This window comes from Hymenobacter arizonensis (genome assembly GCF_900115775.1).
In the GTDB taxonomy this organism is placed as follows: domain Bacteria; phylum Bacteroidota; class Bacteroidia; order Cytophagales; family Hymenobacteraceae; genus Hymenobacter; species Hymenobacter arizonensis.
In genome coordinates, this window is sequence record NZ_FOXS01000005.1 from 352,065 (window position 1) to 371,619 (window position 19,555).

The 19,555-nt window shown below is 60.5% G+C and carries 14 protein-coding genes; 4 read left to right on the plus strand and 10 right to left on the minus strand.

The annotated features are described in order from the left end of the window. Positions 1-48: 48 nt before the first annotated feature. The 3 genes from BMZ66_RS18060 to BMZ66_RS18070 form a co-directional block, all read right to left on the minus strand. Complete coding sequence (locus tag BMZ66_RS18060; protein WP_177204794.1) at positions 49-852, minus strand: DUF305 domain-containing protein; 804 nt, start codon at positions 850-852, stop codon at positions 49-51. 149 nt (positions 853-1,001) lie between these two features. Further along, entirely contained in the window at positions 1,002-1,943 is a 942-nt protein-coding gene (locus tag BMZ66_RS18065) for a DUF8832 domain-containing protein (RefSeq protein WP_092676877.1), read from the minus strand. Between the two features lie 233 nt (positions 1,944-2,176). Next, on the minus strand, positions 2,177-2,665 hold the full coding sequence (locus BMZ66_RS18070) for a hypothetical protein (protein ID WP_092676879.1): 489 nt from the start codon (positions 2,663-2,665) through the stop codon (positions 2,177-2,179). Positions 2,666-3,119: 454 nt separating this feature from the next. On the opposite strand from BMZ66_RS18070, the gene BMZ66_RS18075 reads away from it, so the two are divergent. The 3 genes from BMZ66_RS18075 to rhaM all read left to right on the plus strand — a co-directional run bounded on the left by BMZ66_RS18075 (position 3,120) and on the right by rhaM (position 7,612). Then, positions 3,120-4,253, plus strand: coding sequence for a glycoside hydrolase family 88/105 protein (locus tag BMZ66_RS18075; RefSeq protein WP_092676881.1), 1,134 nt, complete (start codon positions 3,120-3,122; stop codon positions 4,251-4,253). A gap of 177 nt (positions 4,254-4,430) precedes the next feature. Next, positions 4,431-7,289, plus strand: a complete 2,859-nt coding sequence (locus BMZ66_RS18080; protein WP_092676883.1) for a glycosyl hydrolase — start codon at positions 4,431-4,433, stop codon at positions 7,287-7,289. 8 nt (positions 7,290-7,297) lie between these two features. Further along, positions 7,298-7,612 (plus strand): L-rhamnose mutarotase, encoded by a 315-nt coding sequence (gene rhaM, locus BMZ66_RS18085; RefSeq protein WP_092676885.1) that lies wholly within the window; start codon positions 7,298-7,300, stop codon positions 7,610-7,612. Between the two features lie 697 nt (positions 7,613-8,309). Here rhaM and BMZ66_RS18090 read toward each other — a convergent pair. The 7 genes from BMZ66_RS18090 to BMZ66_RS18120 all read right to left on the minus strand — a co-directional run bounded on the left by BMZ66_RS18090 (position 8,310) and on the right by BMZ66_RS18120 (position 17,906). Further along, positions 8,310-8,879, minus strand: coding sequence for a LutC/YkgG family protein (locus BMZ66_RS18090; protein WP_234795149.1), 570 nt, complete (start codon positions 8,877-8,879; stop codon positions 8,310-8,312). After that, complete coding sequence (locus tag BMZ66_RS18095) at positions 8,876-10,276, minus strand: lactate utilization protein B (protein ID WP_092676889.1); 1,401 nt, start codon at positions 10,274-10,276, stop codon at positions 8,876-8,878. Before BMZ66_RS18095 ends, BMZ66_RS18090 begins: the two co-directional genes overlap by 4 nt. After that, positions 10,273-11,013 carry a (Fe-S)-binding protein gene (locus BMZ66_RS18100; protein ID WP_092676891.1) on the minus strand — a complete coding sequence of 247 codons (741 nt, stop codon included), beginning with the start codon at positions 11,011-11,013 and terminating at the stop codon, positions 10,273-10,275. Before BMZ66_RS18100 ends, BMZ66_RS18095 begins: the two co-directional genes overlap by 4 nt. Positions 11,014-11,331: 318 nt before the next feature. Next, complete coding sequence (locus tag BMZ66_RS18105) at positions 11,332-12,717, minus strand: FGGY-family carbohydrate kinase (protein ID WP_092676893.1); 1,386 nt, start codon at positions 12,715-12,717, stop codon at positions 11,332-11,334. Further along, complete coding sequence (locus tag BMZ66_RS18110; RefSeq protein WP_092676895.1) at positions 12,714-13,994, minus strand: sugar isomerase; 1,281 nt, start codon at positions 13,992-13,994, stop codon at positions 12,714-12,716. Before BMZ66_RS18110 ends, BMZ66_RS18105 begins: the two co-directional genes overlap by 4 nt. 442 nt (positions 13,995-14,436) lie before the next feature. Continuing rightward, positions 14,437-15,465 carry a GntR family transcriptional regulator gene (locus tag BMZ66_RS18115; protein WP_234795150.1) on the minus strand — a complete coding sequence of 343 codons (1,029 nt, stop codon included), beginning with the start codon at positions 15,463-15,465 and terminating at the stop codon, positions 14,437-14,439. A 332-nt stretch (positions 15,466-15,797) separates the two neighbouring features. Further along, positions 15,798-17,906, minus strand: a complete 2,109-nt coding sequence (locus BMZ66_RS18120; protein WP_092676897.1) for a bifunctional aldolase/short-chain dehydrogenase — start codon at positions 17,904-17,906, stop codon at positions 15,798-15,800. Positions 17,907-18,364: 458 nt separating this feature from the next. Here BMZ66_RS18120 and rhaT point away from each other — a divergent pair, with 458 nt between their 5' ends. Further along, positions 18,365-19,447 (plus strand): L-rhamnose/proton symporter RhaT, encoded by a 1,083-nt coding sequence (gene rhaT, locus BMZ66_RS18125; protein WP_092676899.1) that lies wholly within the window; start codon positions 18,365-18,367, stop codon positions 19,445-19,447. Positions 19,448-19,555 lie beyond the last annotated feature (108 nt).

A 19,555-nucleotide genomic window follows, 5' to 3' on the forward strand; every position in this document is an offset into this window, starting at 1 on the left:
TCCTGCGGAGAGGGGCCGGGGGTGAGGCGCAACGTCTGGCCGGTCAGGCTACGCCTTCTTTTCCAAATTCATCCCGCACACCGGGCACTTGCCGGGCTTGTCGCTCTTGCTGCCTTCGCAGTTCATGGGGCACTCGTACACAGCGGCACTGGCATCGGTCTTGCCGCCATTTTTAGCCTGCCAGGCCTGAAACTGCTGGATTTCCTTTTGCTGCGCGGCTATCATCTGCTGGGCCATTTCCTTGAGCTTGGGGTCGCGGCCGTGGGCAATTTGTGCTTTGGCCATCTCGACGGCGCTCTGGTGATGGGGTATCATCAGCATGGCGAAGTCCTGGTCGGTGTTGCCGGTGGGCTTGGGCATATCCTTCATCATGACGTCCATGGAGCTCTTCATCTTGCTGGTGAAGGGGTCGTTGGCGTCGGTGGGCTTGTAGTTGCTGGGGGCGCCGTCGAGGCGGGTGGCAAAGGTTTCCAGCGTGGCGATTTCCTTCTTTTGGTCGGCGATGATTTTCTCGGCCATGGCGCGCAGGGTGGCGTCTTTGCCTTCCTTCAGCTGCAGCTCCGACATGTCTACCGCGCCCTGGTGGTGAGCCATCATGAGGTGGGCGAAGTCGTGGTCGGTATTGCCGATTGTTTTTTCGGCCTGCATCTTGTCCATGCTGGCGTGCATAATGCCCATCATGCCCGTGGCGTCGTGGTCGTGGTTCATGGTTCCATGGTCCATGCCGTCCATGTCGCCGTGTTCGGACATGGTTTCAGAGGTAGCGGTACTGGCCGAGTCATTGCTGCCGCAGCTGCTTAGCAGCAGGGTGGCGGAGGTGAGGAAGGCGAGGGAAAGAGAAGTGATTTTCATGGTGTTGAATTGATGAGTTAAGTTGAGTAAAAAAGGGCTTAGCGCAGTTTCTAGGTCCGTGTACCCGGATAGTAGCATAAGCTTTAGCTTGTGCGTTGCCCGTAACGCACAAGCTAAAGCTTATGCCACTGACCATTCCGGAAACTGCTTTAGGCGCCCACGTTGATGGTGAAGTTGCCGGTGCGAATCTGGCCGTCGTGGTTGAACTGTAAGAAAACACGGTACAGGCCGGGGGCTTCGAAGTTGGTGTTGAAACCGATGGCAGGGCCTTTGTCGGCCTGGTCGTTGGGGTGCACGTGCAGGTAGCGCTCGGTGTCTTCGCTGATGACCACCACGTGGCCCAGGGCGCCGAGGTAGTTGTCGAGGTTGGTCACGGGCTGGCCGCCTTTGCTGATGTTGATTTTCATGCCCAGCAGCTGGCCCACTTTCAGGGGCTTGTCGAAGGCCAGCGTGGCCTGGTAGCCGTCGCCGCTCCACTGCATCTGGTCTTTGCTGAACTTGACGGGCTTGTAGGCGGCGCCTTTCACCGTGAGGGTCTGGCGGCCGAGCTGGTGTCCGCTGCCGGCTGGCGTGTAGTCCTGAAACAGCACGTAGTCGCCGCCTTTCGGGAAGGTGAAGGGCACGCGGTAGTTGCCTTCAGCCGTGAATTCGGGGTGCTCGTGGTGGAACTGCGAAAGGTCCTTGCTCACGATGATGAGGTGGATTTTCTTCTCGTGCACCACGGCCAGCGGCACGGGAGCGGCTTCGTTGCCGGCTTCCTGTGGGCTAAAGGCCAGCGTAGTGGCTTGTCCGGCCATGGGCTGCGCGGGCTGGGGCTCAAACTTCATCTGGTAGGTCTTGCCGTTGCTGACCTCGTCGTTGTGCACCAGCTTCATGCCGCACTTGGGGCAATCTTCGCCGTCTTTGGTGCTGGTTACTTCGGGGTGCATGGGGCAGGCGTAGGTGTGGCCGCCGGCGTGGTCGGCGAGGCCATCGGCGCCGGTTGCCATGGCAACGGTATCAGTAGCACTGCTGCTAGTGGAGTCGGAAGAGCAGCTAGCGAAGCTGAGGATGCTGGCTAGAGCCAGTGCTGAAATGGAAGTGCGGTTCATAAATGAATTGTGTTAGATATGCTGTCCTCGCAAGGCTGGTGGGAGTTCGGGCCTGCGGCGCTCGCCGGAACGTAATGCCCGCCGCGGCCATGCACGCAGGGCGTTAAGCGAAACGAAAACCCGGAAAATGAGAAAGGGGAAAGGGCGGCTAAGCCGGCCCGACGGACAAACGAAACGGCCCGCGCCGGGCATAGCAAAGCCATGCCGGCGCGGGCCGTAGCGCGTCAGACCAATCAAACAGTCAGCGACTGTATGAAGATGCGGATGTCGGGGATTTTGGGCTTGAGGTGCCGCGGCGGAACCAGGGCCACCGTGGCCGTGCGGTTCCATTTGCCGGCCTGGGGCCGGAACTGAAACTCAGTCGCCGCGGGCAGCAAGGCCGGAGCGGGGCTGAGGAGGTGCTTTTCAGCGGGGGTAGTTAGCGACGACAGGAGGGAAGCCGTCTTGTCGCGGCAGCAGTCGTCCGGGCCTCCTTTTTTGGAGCTGTGCTGGTGGCTGGTCTTGTTCTGGGCGGTGCTGCTCTGGTCTTTTTTGGCCGTGGCTCCGTGGCCATGGCAGCCGGCATGCGCGGGCTTCTTAGGTGCCTGCTGCGCTAGGGCCGCGTTGGTAGCCCGGGGCACTTTTAGGGTAGCGCACCAGCACTGGCCCGCCAGCACGTTGACGAAGACGACCAGGAAGGTCGACGCCAGCAAACGGCGGAAAGGGAACAGGCTACGGAACATGACAGGGGCTTAGCAGCTGCAAAAGTAGAGCACTCTCGCGAAAGCAGGGAAGTCTTTCCCTACTGAGAAAGGGCGCCGCAGGTTTGCCAGCGCTGGAAAGGTAACAGCAATTTGAGCTCAGAAGTTGCTTATGAATAAGCTGCTAGCGCTAAGCAGGGTGCTTTCGTAGGTGGGAGCCAAGGCAGCCTTTGATGTAATTATGCACGCTTCCGGCGCAATTTTATGCCTTGAGAATTCGAGTACGGTCCTTTCTGCGTGCTTTGGGCCGAACTGCACCCGCCAGCCCCCATTGGCCCGAAACCGAAGAGTACAGGAGAGTTTGGGTAGTGCAGCGCGGTTTCTTGCACCTGTTCTTTCCCTGCAGCGCCTGTGCCGAATGCCGCAGAGCTAGGCAACTGCCACGTTTCGAACGGGATGCTGGAGTAGCCGGGTTATCCCCATCATTTTGCTCGCTATGTTGAAAACTGTGTTAAAAGCCGGCCTCTGCGCCCTAATGCTGCTGCCCGCGCTGAGTGGGCAGGCGCAAAAGCTGCCCAAGAAAAAGACCGTGCTCAAGGCCATGACCCGGACCAACGACTACTTCATGAAGAAGTGGCCCGACACCGGCAAAGAAATCGTGACCAACAAAACCCGCCCCAGCCACATCTGGACCCGCGGCGTGTACTACGAAGGCCTAATGGCCCTCTACCAGACTGATAAGCAGAAGCGCTACTACGACTATGCCGTGGACTGGGGCGAGAAGCACCAGTGGGGCATCCGCGGGGGCGCCACCAACCGCAACGCCGATGACCAGTGCGCCGGCCAAACCTACCTTGACCTCTACCAAATCGACCCCAAGCCGGAGCGCCTGCGCGAAATCAAAGCCAGCATCGACAACATGGTGCAGAGCGACAAGGTGGACGACTGGAACTGGATAGACGCCCTGCAAATGGCCATGCCAGTCTTCGCCAAACTGGGCGTAATGACCAAGGACACGGCCTACTACGGCAAGATGTACCGCATCTATAACTACGCAAAAACCAAGCACGGCACCAACGGCCTCTACAACCCGGAAGACAAGCTCTGGTGGCGCGACAAAGACTTTGTACCCCCCTACAAAGAGCCCAACGGCGAAGACTGCTACTGGAGCCGCGGCAACGGCTGGGTGGTAGCCGCCCTGGTGCGAGTGCTCGACATCATGCCCAAAGACGCCCCGCACCGCGCCGAATACGAGCAGATGTACATGGCCATGATACAGGCTCTGCCTGCACTGCAGCGCCCCGATGGCTACTGGAACGTGAGCCTGCACGACCCCACCAACTTCGGCGGTAAAGAGCTCAGCGGCACCGCCCTGTTTGTGTATGGCATGGCCTGGGGCCTCAACAATGGCCTGCTCGACAAGAAGCAGTACGAGCCCATCATCGCCAAAGCCTGGAAGGCCATGGTAGACGAAGGCGTGCAGCGCGACGGCTCGCTGGCCTACGTGCAAGGCACTGGCAAAGAGCCGAAAGACGGTCAGCCAGTGAATCTGACTTCCCGGCCCGACTTTGAGGATTATGGATTGGGCTGCTTCCTGCTGGCGGGGAGTGAGATGTATAAGTTGAAATAGCTGGAAGCCGGCGCAGCCAAGCTTCTTTCGCGTGGAACCTCACCCCCGGCCCCTCTCCCGCGGAGAGGGGAGCCTGACGATTAAATAAACAGCCTTATTATCCTTTACCCGCGCCGCCGTGGCTCCCCTCTCCGCGGGAGAGGGGCCGGGGGTGAGGTTTCCCGACTTCGCACTCCCATGAAACGACCTTTCGCCCTCCTTCTCCTAGCTGCTCTCAGCCTGGCATCCGCCCAGGCCCAAGCCCAGGCGCCCCAATGGCCCGCCATCACCCAGCAAAACAAGCCCTGGACGCGCTGGTGGTGGCAGGGCAGTGCCGTGAACAAAGCCGACCTGACCCACCTGCTGACGCAGTACCAGCAGGCGGGCCTGGGCGGCATGGAAATCACGACCATCTATGGCGTCAAAGGGGCCGAAAGCCAGTTCATCGATTTCCTCTCGCCAAAGTGGATGGACATGCTTACGCACACCCTCACCGAGGCCGGCCGGCTGGGCCTGGGCATTGATGTAGCGCAGGCGTCAGGCTGGCCCTTCGGCGGGCCGTGGGTAACGCCCGCCGACGCCTCGAAGTACGTGACCTACACCACCTATTTGGTGAAAGGCGGTGAGAGCCTGAAAGAGCCCGTGAGCTTCATGCAGAAGCCCATTATCAACGCCATCGGCCGCAAGGTGGACCTCAAGCAGCTCTCTGACCCGATTGCGACCAACAAGAACCTGCAAAGCCTGGCCCTGGACCAGGTGCGCTACGAGAAGCCTCTGCCCCTGCAAGCCCTGATAGCTTATTCCGAGAAAGGCCAAACTGTGGACCTGACCAGCAAAGTAGGAGCCGACGGCAAGCTGAGCTGGACCGCTCCCGCGGGTACCTGGACGCTCTACGCGCTGTTTCAGGGCGGGCACGGCAAGCAGGTGGAGCGAGCCGGCCCTGGCGGCGAGGGCGACGTTATCGACCACTTCTCCAAAACGGCCACCGATAACTACCTGGCGTACTTCGACAAGGCGTTCAAGGGTTATAATGTGAAGCCCATCCGCGCGTTTTTCAACGACTCCTACGAAGTAGACGACGCGCAGGGCGAAGCCAACTGGACGCCCCAGATGTTTGCCGAGTTCCAGAAGCGGCGCGGCTACGACCTGCGTCAGCACCTGCCCGCCCTGTTTGGCAAAGCTGCCGACGACGAGAACAAGCGCGTGCTCACCGACTATCGCGAAACCATTTCGGAGTTGCTGCTCGAAAACTACACCAAGACCTGGGGTGCCTGGGCCAAAACCCACGACGCCCTGATTCGCAATCAGGCCCACGGCTCGCCGGCCAACATCCTGGATTTGTACGCCGCCACCGACATCCCCGAAACGGAAGGGGAAGACCTCACCCGCATCAAGTTTGCGTCGTCGGCCGCGCACGTCACCGGCAAACCCCTGACGGCGGCCGAAACCGCCACTTGGGAAAACGACCATTTTCTGTCTTCGCTGAGTGATGTTAAGAAGGCGCTGGACCGCATGCTGCTCGGCGGGGTCAACCACACGTTTTACCACGGCACGGCCTACTCGCCGCAGGCCGCCAAGTGGCCCGGCTGGCAGTTCTACGCCGCCGTGGAGTTCAACCCCCAGAATCCTTTCTGGACGGATTTTGGCAAGCTGAACCAGTACGCGGCCCGGTGCCAGTCGTTCATGCAGGCTGGCCAGCCCAGCAGCGACGTGCTGCTCTACCTGCCCACCGCCGACGCCTACACCCGCCCCGGCAAGGTGCTGCTGCAGCACTTCGACGGCATCGAGCACGGCTTCAAGGGCATGCCCATTGCGGCCACCAGCGAAATGCTGCTCGCCAAAGGCTACGGCTACGATTTCATCTCCGACAAACAGGTGCAGCAGGTGAAGGCCACCGGCAAAACCCTCACCACCAGCGGCGGCGCTGTGTACCAAACCCTACTGGTGCCCGAAGCCCACCTCATGCCCCTGCCCACCCTGGAGCAGCTGCTGAAGCTGGCGCAAAGCGGCGCTACCATCGTGCTGCACAACCAGGCGCCCGACGATGTGCCCGGACTCGGTAACCTGGCTACCCGCCGCGCGGCTTTTAAAAAGCTGATGGCGCAGGTGAAGTTTGCTGCCACCAAACAGGCCGGGGTGCAGCAAGCCACCATGGGCAAAGGCCGCCTGCTGCTCGGCTCCGATGTAAGCCAGCTGCTGGCCCAGGCCGGCGTGAAGCGCGAAAGCCTGGTGGATAACAGCCTGCAGTTCACGCGCCGCCGCCACGCCAAGGGGCACTACTACTTCCTGGCCAACTGGGGCGAAAAGCCCATGAAAGGCTGGGTGCCCCTGCAAACGGCGACCAAGTCGGTGGCCCTCTACAACCCCATGACCGAGCAAACCGGCATGGCTTCGGTGCGCACCTCGGCCCAAGGCACGCCCGAAGTGTACCTGCAACTGGCGCCCGGCGAAACCTGCATTCTCGACACCAACGAGGGCGCCATTGCCGGGCCCGCCTACACCTACCTGAACCCCGTGGCGGCGCCCCAGCCGCTGGCTGGCCCCTGGGAGCTGGCCTTCGTGTCGGGCGGCCCGGAGCTGCCCGCCAAGCTGCAAACCCGCGAGCTGGCCTCCTGGACCAAGCTGGCCGGCGAGGCCGGCAAGAAGTTCTCGGGCACGGCCACCTACACCACCACCTTCGCCATGCCCCAGGGCACCGGCGAGGGCTGGCTACTCGACCTCGGCCGGGTGGGGCAAAGCGCCCGCGTGCAGGTCAATGGCCAGCCCGTGGCCACGCTCATCGGCCCGGTCTACCAGGTGTTTCTGCTCAAGTCCCGGCTGCGGCCCACCAATACCCTCACCGTGACGGTGAGCAACCTGATGGCCAACCGCATTGCCGACATGGACCGGAAAAAGGAGGAGTGGAAGATTTTCTACAACACCAACATGAACGCCAAGCTCAAGGAAAACCGCGGCGCCGACGGCCTCTTCTCAGCCGAGAAGTGGGAACCCCAGGATTCCGGCCTCATGGGTCCGGTCACGCTCACGCCCGCTTCCCTGGGGGCACCTGTTCAATAACGAAGACGATGGAAGAAATAGCCTTCACCATGAAGCTCAAGCCCGGCGTGGCCGCGGAATACCAGCGCCGCCACACCGAAATCTGGCCCGAGCTAACGGCCGCCCTGCAGCAGGCGGGCATCCGCGACTACTCCATTTACCTCGATGCCGCCAGCGGCGTGCTGTTTGCGGTGCAGAAGCGTACCGAAGACCACACCACGGCCGAGCTGCCAAGCACCGAAATTATGAAGCGCTGGTGGGCCTACATGGCTGATTTGATGGACACCAACCCCGACCATTCGCCGGTGGTGCAGCCGCTACAGCGCGTGTTCCACATGGACTGAGCGCGGTTAGAAAAAAAGTTAAGAATTCTTGGCCGATAGCAGGAGGGTGCGGGAGGGTTTCCGCTAGTAGAAAGAGCAGATTTGTATTGTGAGTGATGAATACAACCTGACTGATGCGTAGCAGGATGGAAAAAGATTGGGTGGGAGTCCTCTTTCATCTATTTCTGCCGCGCATCATGTCAGAGTTGTCACTTTCTTCTCCTTTTTGAATCCAGCAATTGCATGCTCGCACCATGCTAATAGAAGAGAAACTATTGTATATAGTGGCCTTCTCATCAGCAACCTACGAGTGCAACAACAGCTTGGCCTAAGACTTTAACCGCGCCACGGTCTGTAACACGAAAACGTGAACATCACCGTCTAGAACCAGTAACTGATGGCCGTGCAAAACAGCCAGAACATGAAATTTTAAACTTTATGGACATAAAGTTGAAGAGGCGGCTTCCCTTGGGGGCCGCTTCTTTTGTGTTTGGGCCTGTCGGTTCATATGTCATACTGAGCTTGCGAAGCATCTTATCAGGGCTGAACGATTCGTTGTGGCGTGAAAAGATGCTTCGCAAGCTCAGCATGACAGATGATTGGAATACTACAACGTTTCTCAGGTCAACCTACGGGCCGCCTTTCGTAGCGCGGACTTTGTAGTTCGCGCTACTGAACACGCTGTACACCTTCTTGGAACCGCAGTAAACTATCTGTGTCAATACAGAAGCACGACCAAGCTCCGCGCCCCATGCGCCCCAATTACCAGCGACTGCTCAATATCGGCCGTTTTGGAAGGGCCTGCCACAAACTTGCCATAGCCGCCCATGCTGGGCAACTGGGCGTAGGCTTGGTGCATGGTGGCCACAATGCGCCGGTGGTCGAGCACGAGCACGAGGTGCTGGGTAATGGTGGGCAGTGCCCGGTGGAGCATGTTGGCTTCTGGCAGCCAGATGGCGCCGTTTTCGGCCACGCCTATTTCGCAGGTCAGCACGGCCAGGTCGATGTCGGCTAAGATGTCGTTGGGTGTGAGGGCATCAACCGGTATGGCGGCCGGGAATAGGGGAGAGGCCGTGTTGCGGGCATCCGGGAAAATCTGCTGCAGGGTTGGACCGAGCTGCGCCAAGCCATCGAGCCAGACCACCGTGCCGCCGATGCTGGTGAGCACGGCCGTAAACCGTTCGGGCGTGGCCTCGCCGCCGAAGTCAGGGACGGTGGGCAGCAGCGTTTCGGCAGGCTTGTTGGCCTGGGTAGCGGCTAGAATGCGGTCGCGCGAAGAAGTGCTCATGCCGTAACCTTGGGTTGCGCTGGCTGCTGAATCTGCTGCGGCTGCTGTTGGTACCATTCGCGGAAGCTTTGTTTGGGGGGCTCGGGCAGCTCGCGGGCCACGGCCCAGGCATTGAACGCGTTGGCGTGGGTGAGGCCGTGCGGCAGCAGGCGCAGGGCCTTGCGGGCAAACTGTCCGCTGAGGGCAAAGGCCTTGGGGCTGGCCAGCAGGCGGCCCATGAACTTCATGCTCCACTTTTTAGAAGCGGGTATTTCATCAGCCTCGCCCAGCACCTGCCGCCACTTGTAGAGCTGGGTGTGAATGTCAATCTTCACCGGGCACACATCGGTGCAGGAGCCGCAGAGCGTGCTGGCAAATGGCAGCGAGCTATGCTTCTTCATGTCGATGTTGGGCGAGAGAATGGCCCCGATGGGGCCCGGCACCGTGAAGTCGTAGCTGTGGCCGCCGCTGCGCCGGTACACCGGGCAGGTGTTCATGCAGGCCCCGCAGCGGATGCACTTGAGCGAAGCCCGAAAATCGGGCCGGCCCAGCTGTTGGGTCCGCCCGTTATCCACGATGACGATGTGCATTTCCCGGCCCGGCGCGGGTTTGGTGAAGTGCGACGTGTAAGTAGTGACCGGCTGCCCGGTAGCGCTACGGGCCAGCAGCCGCGTAAACACGCCGAGGTCCGACAGTCGCGGAATCAGCTTTTCGATGCCCATCGCCGCGATGTGCACTTTGGCTAGATTCACGCCGAGGTCGGCGTTGCCTTCGTTCGTGCACACCACCACGGCCCCGGTTTCGGCCACCGCGAAGTTGACGCCCGAAATGGCCACCTGTCCGGCCAGAAACTTGGCGCGCAGGTGCTGGCGGGCCGCCTCGGTAAGGCGCTGCGGGTCACTTTCGCCCTTTTCGGTGCCGAGGTGCGTGTGAAACGTGTCGCCTACGTCTTCCTTTTTCAGGTGAATGGCCGGCAGCACAATGTGGCTCGGAGCCTCGTCGCGAAACTGAATGATGCGCTCACCCAAATCAGTATCGACCACCTCAATGCCGTGCTTGATGAGGTAGGGGTTGAGGTGGCATTCCTCGGTAAGCATGGACTTGCTTTTGACCACCCGCGTGGCGCCCTGCTGGCGCACTATTTCCAGGATAATGGCGTTGTGCTCGGCCGCGTCGGCAGCCCAGTGCACGTGCACGCCGTTGGCCAGCGCGGCGGCTTCAAACTCCTGCAAATAGAGGTCGAGCCGACTGAGGGTGTGGTCTTTGATTTGGGAAGCCAGCTCGCGCAGCTCTTGAAACTCGGGTACGGCGTACACGGCGCGGTCCCGCTTTTCGCGCACAAACCAAAGGGTTTCGTCGTGCCAGGTGGTGCGGTCGGCATCCAGCAAAAACTTATCGGCGCGGATGGCGTGGTTCATGGCGTAAGTCCGTTGAGAATTTCGGCGGCGTGCATCACCTTGATGGGCATGTTGGCGCGGCGCACAATGCCTTCGAGGTGCATCAGGCACGACATGTCGCTGCCGGTGAGCACCTGCGTGCCGTTGCGCACATGGTCGGCTACTCGGTCCTGGCCCATGCGAGCCGAGATGCCGGCTTCCGACACGCAGAAGGTGCCGCCGAAGCCGCAGCACTCGTCGTTGCGGGTGAGCTCGGTCAGCTCCAGGCCATCGAGCGAGGCCAGGAGGCGGCGCAGCTGGCCGTCGCGCACGGGCGTCATCTCCGATTCGTTGGCTTGGTGCAGGCCGCGCTGGCCGTGGCAGCTCAGGTGCAGGCCTACTTTGTGAGGGAAGGCGCCGGGCAGCTCGGTCACGCCCAGCACGTTGGTGATGAAGTCAATCAGGTCGTAGGCCGCGGCGCGCACGTGCTGCACCTCGGCGGTTTGGTCGAGCTTGTCGAAGTGCTTGCGCACGTGGTAAACGCAGCTGCCGGAGGGCGCCACCACGTAGTCGTAGTCGCTGAAGGTTTCGACGAAGTGACGGTAGATGGGCAGGGCCTCGCGCTCACAGCCGCTGTTGGCCAGGGGCTGGCCGCAGCAGGTTTGCTGCGCGGGGAAGTGCGCCGCTACGCCCAGCTTCTGCAGCAGTTGCAGCGTCGCCACGGCTACCTGGGGGTAGAATTGGTCGATGTAGCAGGGGACGAATAGGGCGACTTTCATTCTTGGTTCTTGGTGGGTTGAACGAGGACTAATGGTTACCCATTGAACGGTCATGCTGAGCGCAGCCGAAGCATCTCGCGTGGAACCTCACCCCCGGCCCCACTCCCGCGGAGAGGGGAGCCACAGCATAAGAAAAGGCCGCACAGCCAAAATAGTATTTCACTGCTCGTCGTAGTGGGAATTTTCTGTTCTGTTTAATTACGTCAGGCTCCCCTCTCTTTTGGAGAGGGGCCGGGGGTGAGGTTTCACGCGAGATGCTTCGCTTCGCTCTGCATGACGTTCTAGTTCAGTATTGACGTTTTATGTTGATGTTAAAGTCTAACCTGCCCGACTCTGCGCAGCCACTAGTGGCAAGTCGTCATCATCAGTAAAGAGCGGCTGCGTTTTCTTCAGCGCCTCGCCTTGCTCCAGGTGCACCAGGGCGCCTAGCGCCGTGGCCTGGGGAACCTCCAGCGTGCGGATTTCAGCTTTCGGGAAGTTCCAACTGAGTGTTTGCATAAACAGCGGGTTGCGGGCAAAGCCACCATCGACGAAGATGACTTTCTCTCCCTGCCACACGAGGTGAATGGATTCGAGCAGAATGGCAATCAGCCCGTGCATGAGGTGCTGGTAGGCATCGGAGGCGGTGCGGAAACCAGAGAGGTCCCACTCGCCGGCGGGCTGGTCGGGGAAGGGGCCGGTGCCGGCCATGCAGCCGGGGCGGAAGTCGGCCGACGTCTCGTCGTAGGGGCGGGCCAGCACGATGGAGCGGTAGAAGTCCGGCTTCACGTGGAAGTGGGCGGCGATGCGCTCGACCTGGAAGTCGTGCTCGCGGCCCAGGAACACGCGCGCGGCGCGGGTGGCCTCGCCGCGCGGCGTCATGAAGCTGAGGCAGTCGCGGCGCAGCAGCTCCGGCGTGAGGGGCTGGCTGTTGAACGGGTTGATGGTGACCGACCAGGTGCCGGTCGAAATCAGCACAAACGGCTCGTCGTTTTCGGCCAGGTAGGGCATCACGGCGGCGGTGCTGTCGTGCAGGCCCACGCCTACCATGATGCCATCGACTACCGAGGCGATGGAGTCGCGGGTGAGGGGCGCCAGCTTCTCGTCGATGCCTTCGCGGCGCACCCACTCGTGGTATTCGCCGCGCTTATAGTCCCAGAGGTTGGTGTGGCAGCCCACGGACGTATAGTCGCTAAACTTCTCGCCCGAAATCAGATAAGAAAGGTAGTTAGGCAGGTGCAGCGAGGTGTGAATCTTGGCGTATTGGTCGGGCTTGGCATATTTCAGCCAGTAAAGCTGCAGGCCCGAGTTGAGCATGCCCAGCTGCGGCGAGCAAGTGTCGGCCGCAAACTCCTCCACCGACTGCCCCAACTCGGCGTAGAACCGGGCTTCGATTTCCTCTGGTATCGGCTTGAGGTAATTGTATAGCGGCAGCAAGGGCTGGCCATCGGCCCCGAGGTGCACGAAGCTGGCGCCGTAAGCGGTGAAATTCACACCCTTCACGGTGTAGTGCGGGTGGTGGCGCAGCTGGTACCAATGGGCCTGCACCCACTCGGTGAGGCGGGGGAGGTGGTCGCAGGGAAAGCCGTCGTCGTCGAGCACGTCGGTGCACATGTGCAGCTCCTCGTCAATAATTTGCTGGTTCTCGTCGAATAGAATTAGCTTCTTATTGGTCTTGCCGATGTCGAAAACGGCGTAAACCGACTTTTTAAGCGTCTTTTTCATAGCCCCGTCGATACGCTGTGCTTGCCGCGCTGATGAATGAGTTGCTCGCGCACGCCCTCGGCGCGGTAGGCCGCAATGGGGTTGAGGGCGCCGCCGCTCTGGCGGTAGGCTTCGGCCACCAGCGGGCGCACATCGGAGAGGAAGGCGTCGCGCAGAATTTCCTCGGCGCGCACCACGTCGTTGCTTTCCTGGGCCTCGTTCAGGGCATTGCGGTCCACGAGCAGGGCCTTGGCGTAGGCCGAGAGAATGTTCTCGACGGACTGCAGCAAGTCTTCCAGCGGGTCTTTTACGTTGTGGCTGGCGTCTATCATGTAGGCCACGGCTGCGGCGGGCACGGTCTGGTCGAGGGCGCTGTCCACCAGCTCATTGAAGATGAGGAAGAGTTGGAAGGGCTTGGTGCTGCCGGTGGTCAGGTCGTCATCGCCGTACATGGAGCCGTTGAAGTGGAAACCGCCCAGGCGGCCAAACTGGCGCAGGCGGCCCACAATCTGCTCGATGTTGGTGTTGGGCAGGTGGTGGCCCAGGTCGACGAGCACCTGCGCGTTGGCCCCAATGGCCTGGCACAGGGCCAGTGAGGTGCCCCAGTCGGGAATCACCATGGAGTAGAAGTTGGGCTCGTAAGGCTTGTACTCCACCAACATGGTCCAGTCGGTGGGCATGGCTTCGTAGATGGCCGCCAGCGACTCCTGCGTGCGCAGAAACGCGCGGCGCAGGTGCTGCTGGCCGGGGAAGTTGGAGCCATCGGCCAGCCACACGGTCAGGGTTTTGGCATCGAGCTGCTCGCCGTAGCGCACGCAGTCGATGTTGTGCTGAATGGCCTGCTCGCGCACGGCCTTTTCGGTGTGGCTGAGCGAGCCAAATTTGTAGGACTGGGGCTGGTCTTTCTGGTCCTGAAAGGTGTTGGAATTCACCGAATCAATCACCAGGCCCTGCTGCTTCAGGAGCTGCTGCAGGCCGGCAATGTCCTGCGGAATGTCCCAGGGAATGTGCAGGGAAATGGAATTGGAAGAGCGGTTTAGGCTCTGCAGAATGCCCACGTCGCCAATCTTTTCTTCCAGCGTGCGGGGCTCGCCGCCCAGCGCAAACCGGCCGAAGCGGGTGCCGCCCGTGCCCAGGGCCCAGCTCGGAATGGCCACCTGAAATTCAATCAGCTTTTGCACCACGGCCTGCACGTCCTGGTAGCGCAGGCGCGGCGAATCGGCAAGGTGCTGGAAGTGCAGCTGGTGCTCGGCAAGCAGCGGCTGGTTGAGGTCGGCAAGGCGTTGGTCGGAGAACATGCGCAAGGGCGGGATTTGTGGAAAATTGGCCGGCGTTTTATGGAGAGCAAATTACCCGCTTGTGGTAATTGAAACTCTTCTGGGGTCTCCTGTTTGAAGGGAAAAACTTCGTGCGTGGGGCATAGGCTTTGCTGAGCGGGGGCCTCACGCGGGGGAACCTCACCCCCCGGCCCCCTCTCCCGCGGAGAGGGGGAGCCACGGCAGCGCTTTTGTCATTGCGAGCGGAGCGAAGCAATCCGTCCTGGTCTCAGCGACCAGGTTTATAATGTGAAAAAGCCTCGGTTCTGCGCAGAACTGAGGCTTGTCGTTTCATTCAAGGGGTTGGTTCTTACAGGACGGATTGCTTCGCTCCGCTCGCAATGACAGATGGCGTTAGGCTCCCCCTCTCCGCGGGAGAGGGGGCCGGGGGGTGAGGTTCCCCGGTAGGTGCGGTTCCCATCCCTTACAACGACCCCCGCCGAATCGTATAAAATGGGTTCTTCACCTTCACGCGCTGCTTCTCCAGCAGCAGAGTGGCGGCGGTCTGGCCCATGGCTTCGAAGTCGGTGGTGATTACCGTCATGTTCAGCAGCTCTTTCAGTGGCGTTTCATTGAAGGAAATGATGCCTACTTCGCGGCCCAGCAGGTAGCTGGTTTGGCGGATTTTCTTCACCAATTCCACCAGGTCGGTTTCGCGGATTACCACGTAGGCGGTGCCGGCCTGCACCACTTCGTTCATGGCGTTTTCCACCACCGAAAACTCCTTGTTGCGCATGAGGCAGAAAGAGCGGAAACCCCAGGGCAGCTCCTCGGGGTGGTTGGCATCGGAGGGGAGCACCAGCACCAGGCGGGAGTATTTTTCGAGCAGGTCTTCGGCCTTTTCCAGGGCCGTGAAAATGTCTTTGTCGAAGTCCTGAAACACGCGCAGGCAGTCGTGCTTCAGCTCGGGAATGTCCTTGTCGAGCAGCACCAATTCCTGCGAGGGAATGGTGTTCAGAATAGCGTGGTACTGCGCCTTGTCGGTGTCGAGGGTAAAGTGCGGCATCACCACGTAGTAGTTATACTTGCCGAGGTTCTTCTCGATGATTTCCTGGAACAAGTTCACGTTGTAGTGGTGAATCTGCAGGTCGACGGTGGCGCTGTCGCCGAGGGCCTCGAGGAAGGCGTAGTAGATGATTTTTTTGTAGGAGCTGAGCTTGTTGAAAACCAGCAAAATCTTCAGCTTCGAGGTGTCGTTGCTTTCTACGTAGTACCCCTTGCCCTGCACCGACGTGATGAAGCCGCGCTCGCGCAGCTCGCGGTAGGCTTTTTCTACGGTGTCGCGGGCCAGGTAGTGCTCCACGCTCAGCTCGCTGATGCTGGGGAGGTGGTCGCCATTCTTCAGGACGCCGCGCTCAATATCCATGATGACCGACTGCACAATCTGCTTGTACTTCGGGGTTTTATCAAGGGGCTTTAGTTGGAGTTGGTACATCCCGGCGGTGGTGGGCATATCAGGGTTGCTGAGGCTTTAAGAGCGGGGTTGAACAACCGCTCGTAAGTGCGTGACGCAATTGCCTTCCGAAAAGGTGATAGAAGAGGCTGCGTCAAATGTAGCTTTTTTGACGCTGCTTAGGGCATTTGCAAGGGCATAAATTTTTGGGGTGGTGGTTTGGGAAAAGACCATCATTTGGAGCGGAACGTCATGCAGAGCGGAGCGAAGCATCTCGCTCGGGGTAGTAACCCAATTGATAGGATTACTGCTCCGAGCGAGATGCTTCGCTCCGCTCTGCATGACGTTCCGTGGCCTGATGGTTTTCTTGATAACGGCCTGTCAGCAAGTAGCTACCGCACAAAAGCCATGGCCACGCCGCCGTCCACATTGAGCACGTTACCGGTGCTCTTGCTCAGAGAGCCATCCACAAATACGCGCACGGCCTTGGCAATGTCTTCGGCCAGCAGCTCTTCGCCTAGCAGCGTGCGCTTGGCGTAGTGCTGGGGCAGCTCTTCAACCGAAATGCCGTAGGCCTTGGCGCGGCCGGCGGCCCAGTCGCCTTCCCAGATTTTGGAGCCGCGGAGCACGGCGTCGGGGTTCACGGTGTTTACGCGGATTTTGTCGGCGCCGAGCTCGGCGGCCAGCAGGCGGCTCATGTGCAGCTGCGCGGCTTTGGCCGTGCCGTAGGCCACGTTGTTGGGGCCGGCCACGAGGCCGTTTTTGCTGGCGATGTTCACAATGTCGCCGCCCAGGGCTTGCTGGCGCATGATTTCCACGGCGCACTGGCTCACCAGGAACTGGCCCTTCACCAGCACATCATTGAGGATGTCCCAGTCGGCCTGCGTGGTGTCGGCCAGCGGCTTGCTGATGCTCAGGCCGGCGCAGTTTACCACGATGTCGACACCGCCAAACTGTAGCACCGACTGGCGCAGCGACTCCGCGATGCTGTCGGCATCGGTCACGTTGATGGGCGCGGTCAGGGCGCTGTCTTTGCCGAATTTCTTGCGCAGCTCGTCCTGAGTTTCTTCCAGGCGGTCGCGGTCCACGGCCACCACGCAGGCGCCGAATTTCAGCAGCTCCTCGCAGATGGCTTTGCCAATGCCGCCGGTGCCGCCGGTCACGTAGGCCACCTTGCCCGAGAGGGCTTTGGGCGGGGCCATGCGCTGCAGCTTGGCTTCTTCCAGCAGCCAGTACTCAATGTTAAATGCTTCCTGCTCGGGCAGGCCCTGGTAGGTGCTCACGGCCTCGGCGCCCTTCATCACATTGATGGCGTTGGTGTAAAATTCGGCGGCCACGCGGGCGGTCTGCTTGTCTTTGGCGAAAGCAAACATGCCCACGCCGGGCCACAGAATGATAACCGGGTTGGGGTCGCGAATGGCGGGCGAGTTGGCATGCTTGCTGCGCTCGTAGTAGGCCGCGTAGTCGGCCCGGTAGTCCTCAAACTGGCCTTCGAGATAGGCTTTCACGCTCTTGGCGTCGCCTTGCATGGTGTCGGGGTCGAGCACCAGCGGGCGGATTTTGGTGCGCAGGAAGTGGTCGGGGCAGGAGGTGCCCTTGGCGGCCAAGCGGGCCAGGTCGTGCGAGTTTACAAACTCGAGCACGCGGGCGTCGTCAGTGTAGTGGCCCAGCATGCGGCGGTGGCCCGAGGCCAGGCCGCGCAGCACCGGCATTACCGCGGCGGCAGCTTTGCGGCGGGCCTCGCCGTCGAGGGTTTGCTCGCGCTGCACGCCGCCAAGCACGGGGCGCTTCTTGCCATAGTTGGCTTCGAGGTAGGCTGCGGCCTGCTCAATCACCTCCAATGTGTTGATGTATGATTCGTAGCTGGTGTCGCCCCAGGTGAACAGGCCGTGGCCGCCGAGGATGACGCCGCGCAGGCCGGGGTTTTCGGCCACTACTTTCTCGAGCTGCAGGCCCAGGTCGAAGCCCGGCTTCTGCCAGGGCAGCCAGGCCATGCTGTCGCCCCAGATTTCTTTCATAATCTGCTCGCCGTCGGCGCTGGCCGCAATGGCAATGAGGGCGTCGGGGTGCAGGTGGTCGATGTGCTTGAAGGGCAGCAGGCCGTGCAGCGGCGTATCGATGGAAGGCGTGGCGCACTTGGGGTCGAAAAGGCAGTACTCGAACAGGGCCACCATCTCGTCTTCGTGGGCCAGGCCGCGGTAGCGGTTCTTAAGCTGGTGCAGCTTCTCCACGTAGAGGTTGGCGCAGCCGGCTTTGGTGAGCGTGCCGATGTCGCCACCCGAGCCTTTCACCCACATTACTTCGGCGGGCTGGCCGGTGACGGGGTCGGTTTCGGTGATTTTGCAGGAAGTGTTGCCGCCGGCATAGTTGGTCAGGCGCAGGTCGGCACCTAGTAGATTAGAACGGTAGAGGAACAGGGCTACTTCGTCGCTGCCGAGCTCCAGTGCCTTTGCCTCGTCCCAGAGGTAGCTGACGTGCTGGAAAGTGAGGGTTTTTTCCATAATAGTGCTTCTGTTTCGGTAACCAGGAAACGGGATAGTGTTGCTTTTTTACAAAGGTGTTGGGGTAGGGGCGGGGCAACCTCCTGCACTCTCCTGCTTGCTTATAAAAAATATGTTAGGTGAGATGTTGGGTGAAAAGTAAGGGAAATTAGGGTGCTGGGTTGGGGCATCGCAGGGTGCAGTAAAGCATCTCGCCTGGGGAACCTCACCCCCAGCCCCTCTCCAAAAAAGAGGGGAGCCACGGCGGCGCAAGAAGCATATCCGGTGCCCCCTCTTTTTTGGAGAGGGGGTCAGGGGGTGAGGTGCCGCGCTACAATACCGCACATCAGTATTTCAACCCCCAATATTCCCCCTCCGCACATACCCGCCGCATACCGCGTTATTTAGTGCTCAGGAGAGCACAGGAGGGTTCGCGTAGCGCAACCCGGCAGCTTTGCCTTAAACCTTACCGAAACACTATGGCTGTCATCTGGGGAGTTATCCTTCACGCGCTGGGCGGCTTCGCCTCCGGCAGTTTTTACTTGCCCTACAAGAAAATCAACGGCTGGGCCTGGGAGAGCTACTGGCTGGTGGGCGGCATTGTGTCGTGGGTGTTTGCGCCCATCATCATGGGTTCGCTCACGGTGCAAAATCTGTTTGGCGTGATAGCCCAGGCCGATACCACCACGCTGCTCTGGACTTATGTGTGGGGCGTGCTTTGGGGCTTTGGCGGCCTCACGTTTGGCTTGGCCATGCGGTATTTGGGCTTGTCTTTGGGGATGGCCGTCACGCTGGGGTTGTGCGCGGTGTTTGGCACGGTGGTGCCGCCGCTGTGGCTGGGCACCTTTCCGGAGCTGATTCGCTCGGCCTCTGGCCAGGTGATAATGATGGGGCTGGTGGTGTGCGTGATGGGCATTCTGGTGTGCGGCCTGGCAGGCTTCATGAAAGAAAAGTCCCTGTCGAGCGAGCAGAAAAAGGAAGCCATTGCGGAGTTCGACCTGAAGAAGGGGATTTTCGTGGCCATTTTCTCGGGCGTTATGAGTGCCTGCATGTCGTTTGGCCTCACGGCCGGCCAGCCCATTGCTGAGATTGCCGCCCGCACCGGCACCAGTGAGCTCTTTGCCAACAACGCCATTCTGGTGGTGATTCTGCTCGGCGGCCTCACCACCAACGCGGTGTGGTGCATCTACCTCAACATCAAAAACAAGACTTACACCGACTACCTGAACCCGTCGTTTCCGGCGCTGCGCAACGTTATTTTCTGCGCGCTGGCCGGTTTTACGTGGTATCTGCAGTTCTTCTTCTACGGCATGGGCGACAGCCAGATGGGCGCTTACAAGTTCTCGGGCTGGACACTGCACATGGCCTTCATCATTGCCTTCAGCAGCTTCTGGGGCCTGTACCTGCACGAGTGGAAGGGTGCCAATAAGCTCACCATGCGCACGGTGTCGGTGGGGATTATGGCAGTGGTGCTGTCCACCGTTATTGTGGGCTACGGCAATTACCTGGGCTCCGAAAAGCCTGGCACCGACGTGCAAGCTTCGGTGAGCGCCACGGAGTAGAAAAGCGCCGGCAAACGAGGTTTCGCGAAGCAAATGGGCAGGCACTATTGGACTCTGGGGTCCGGTAGTGCCTGCCTTTTTTTAGGCCCGGGCATTCCACTTGGGTCG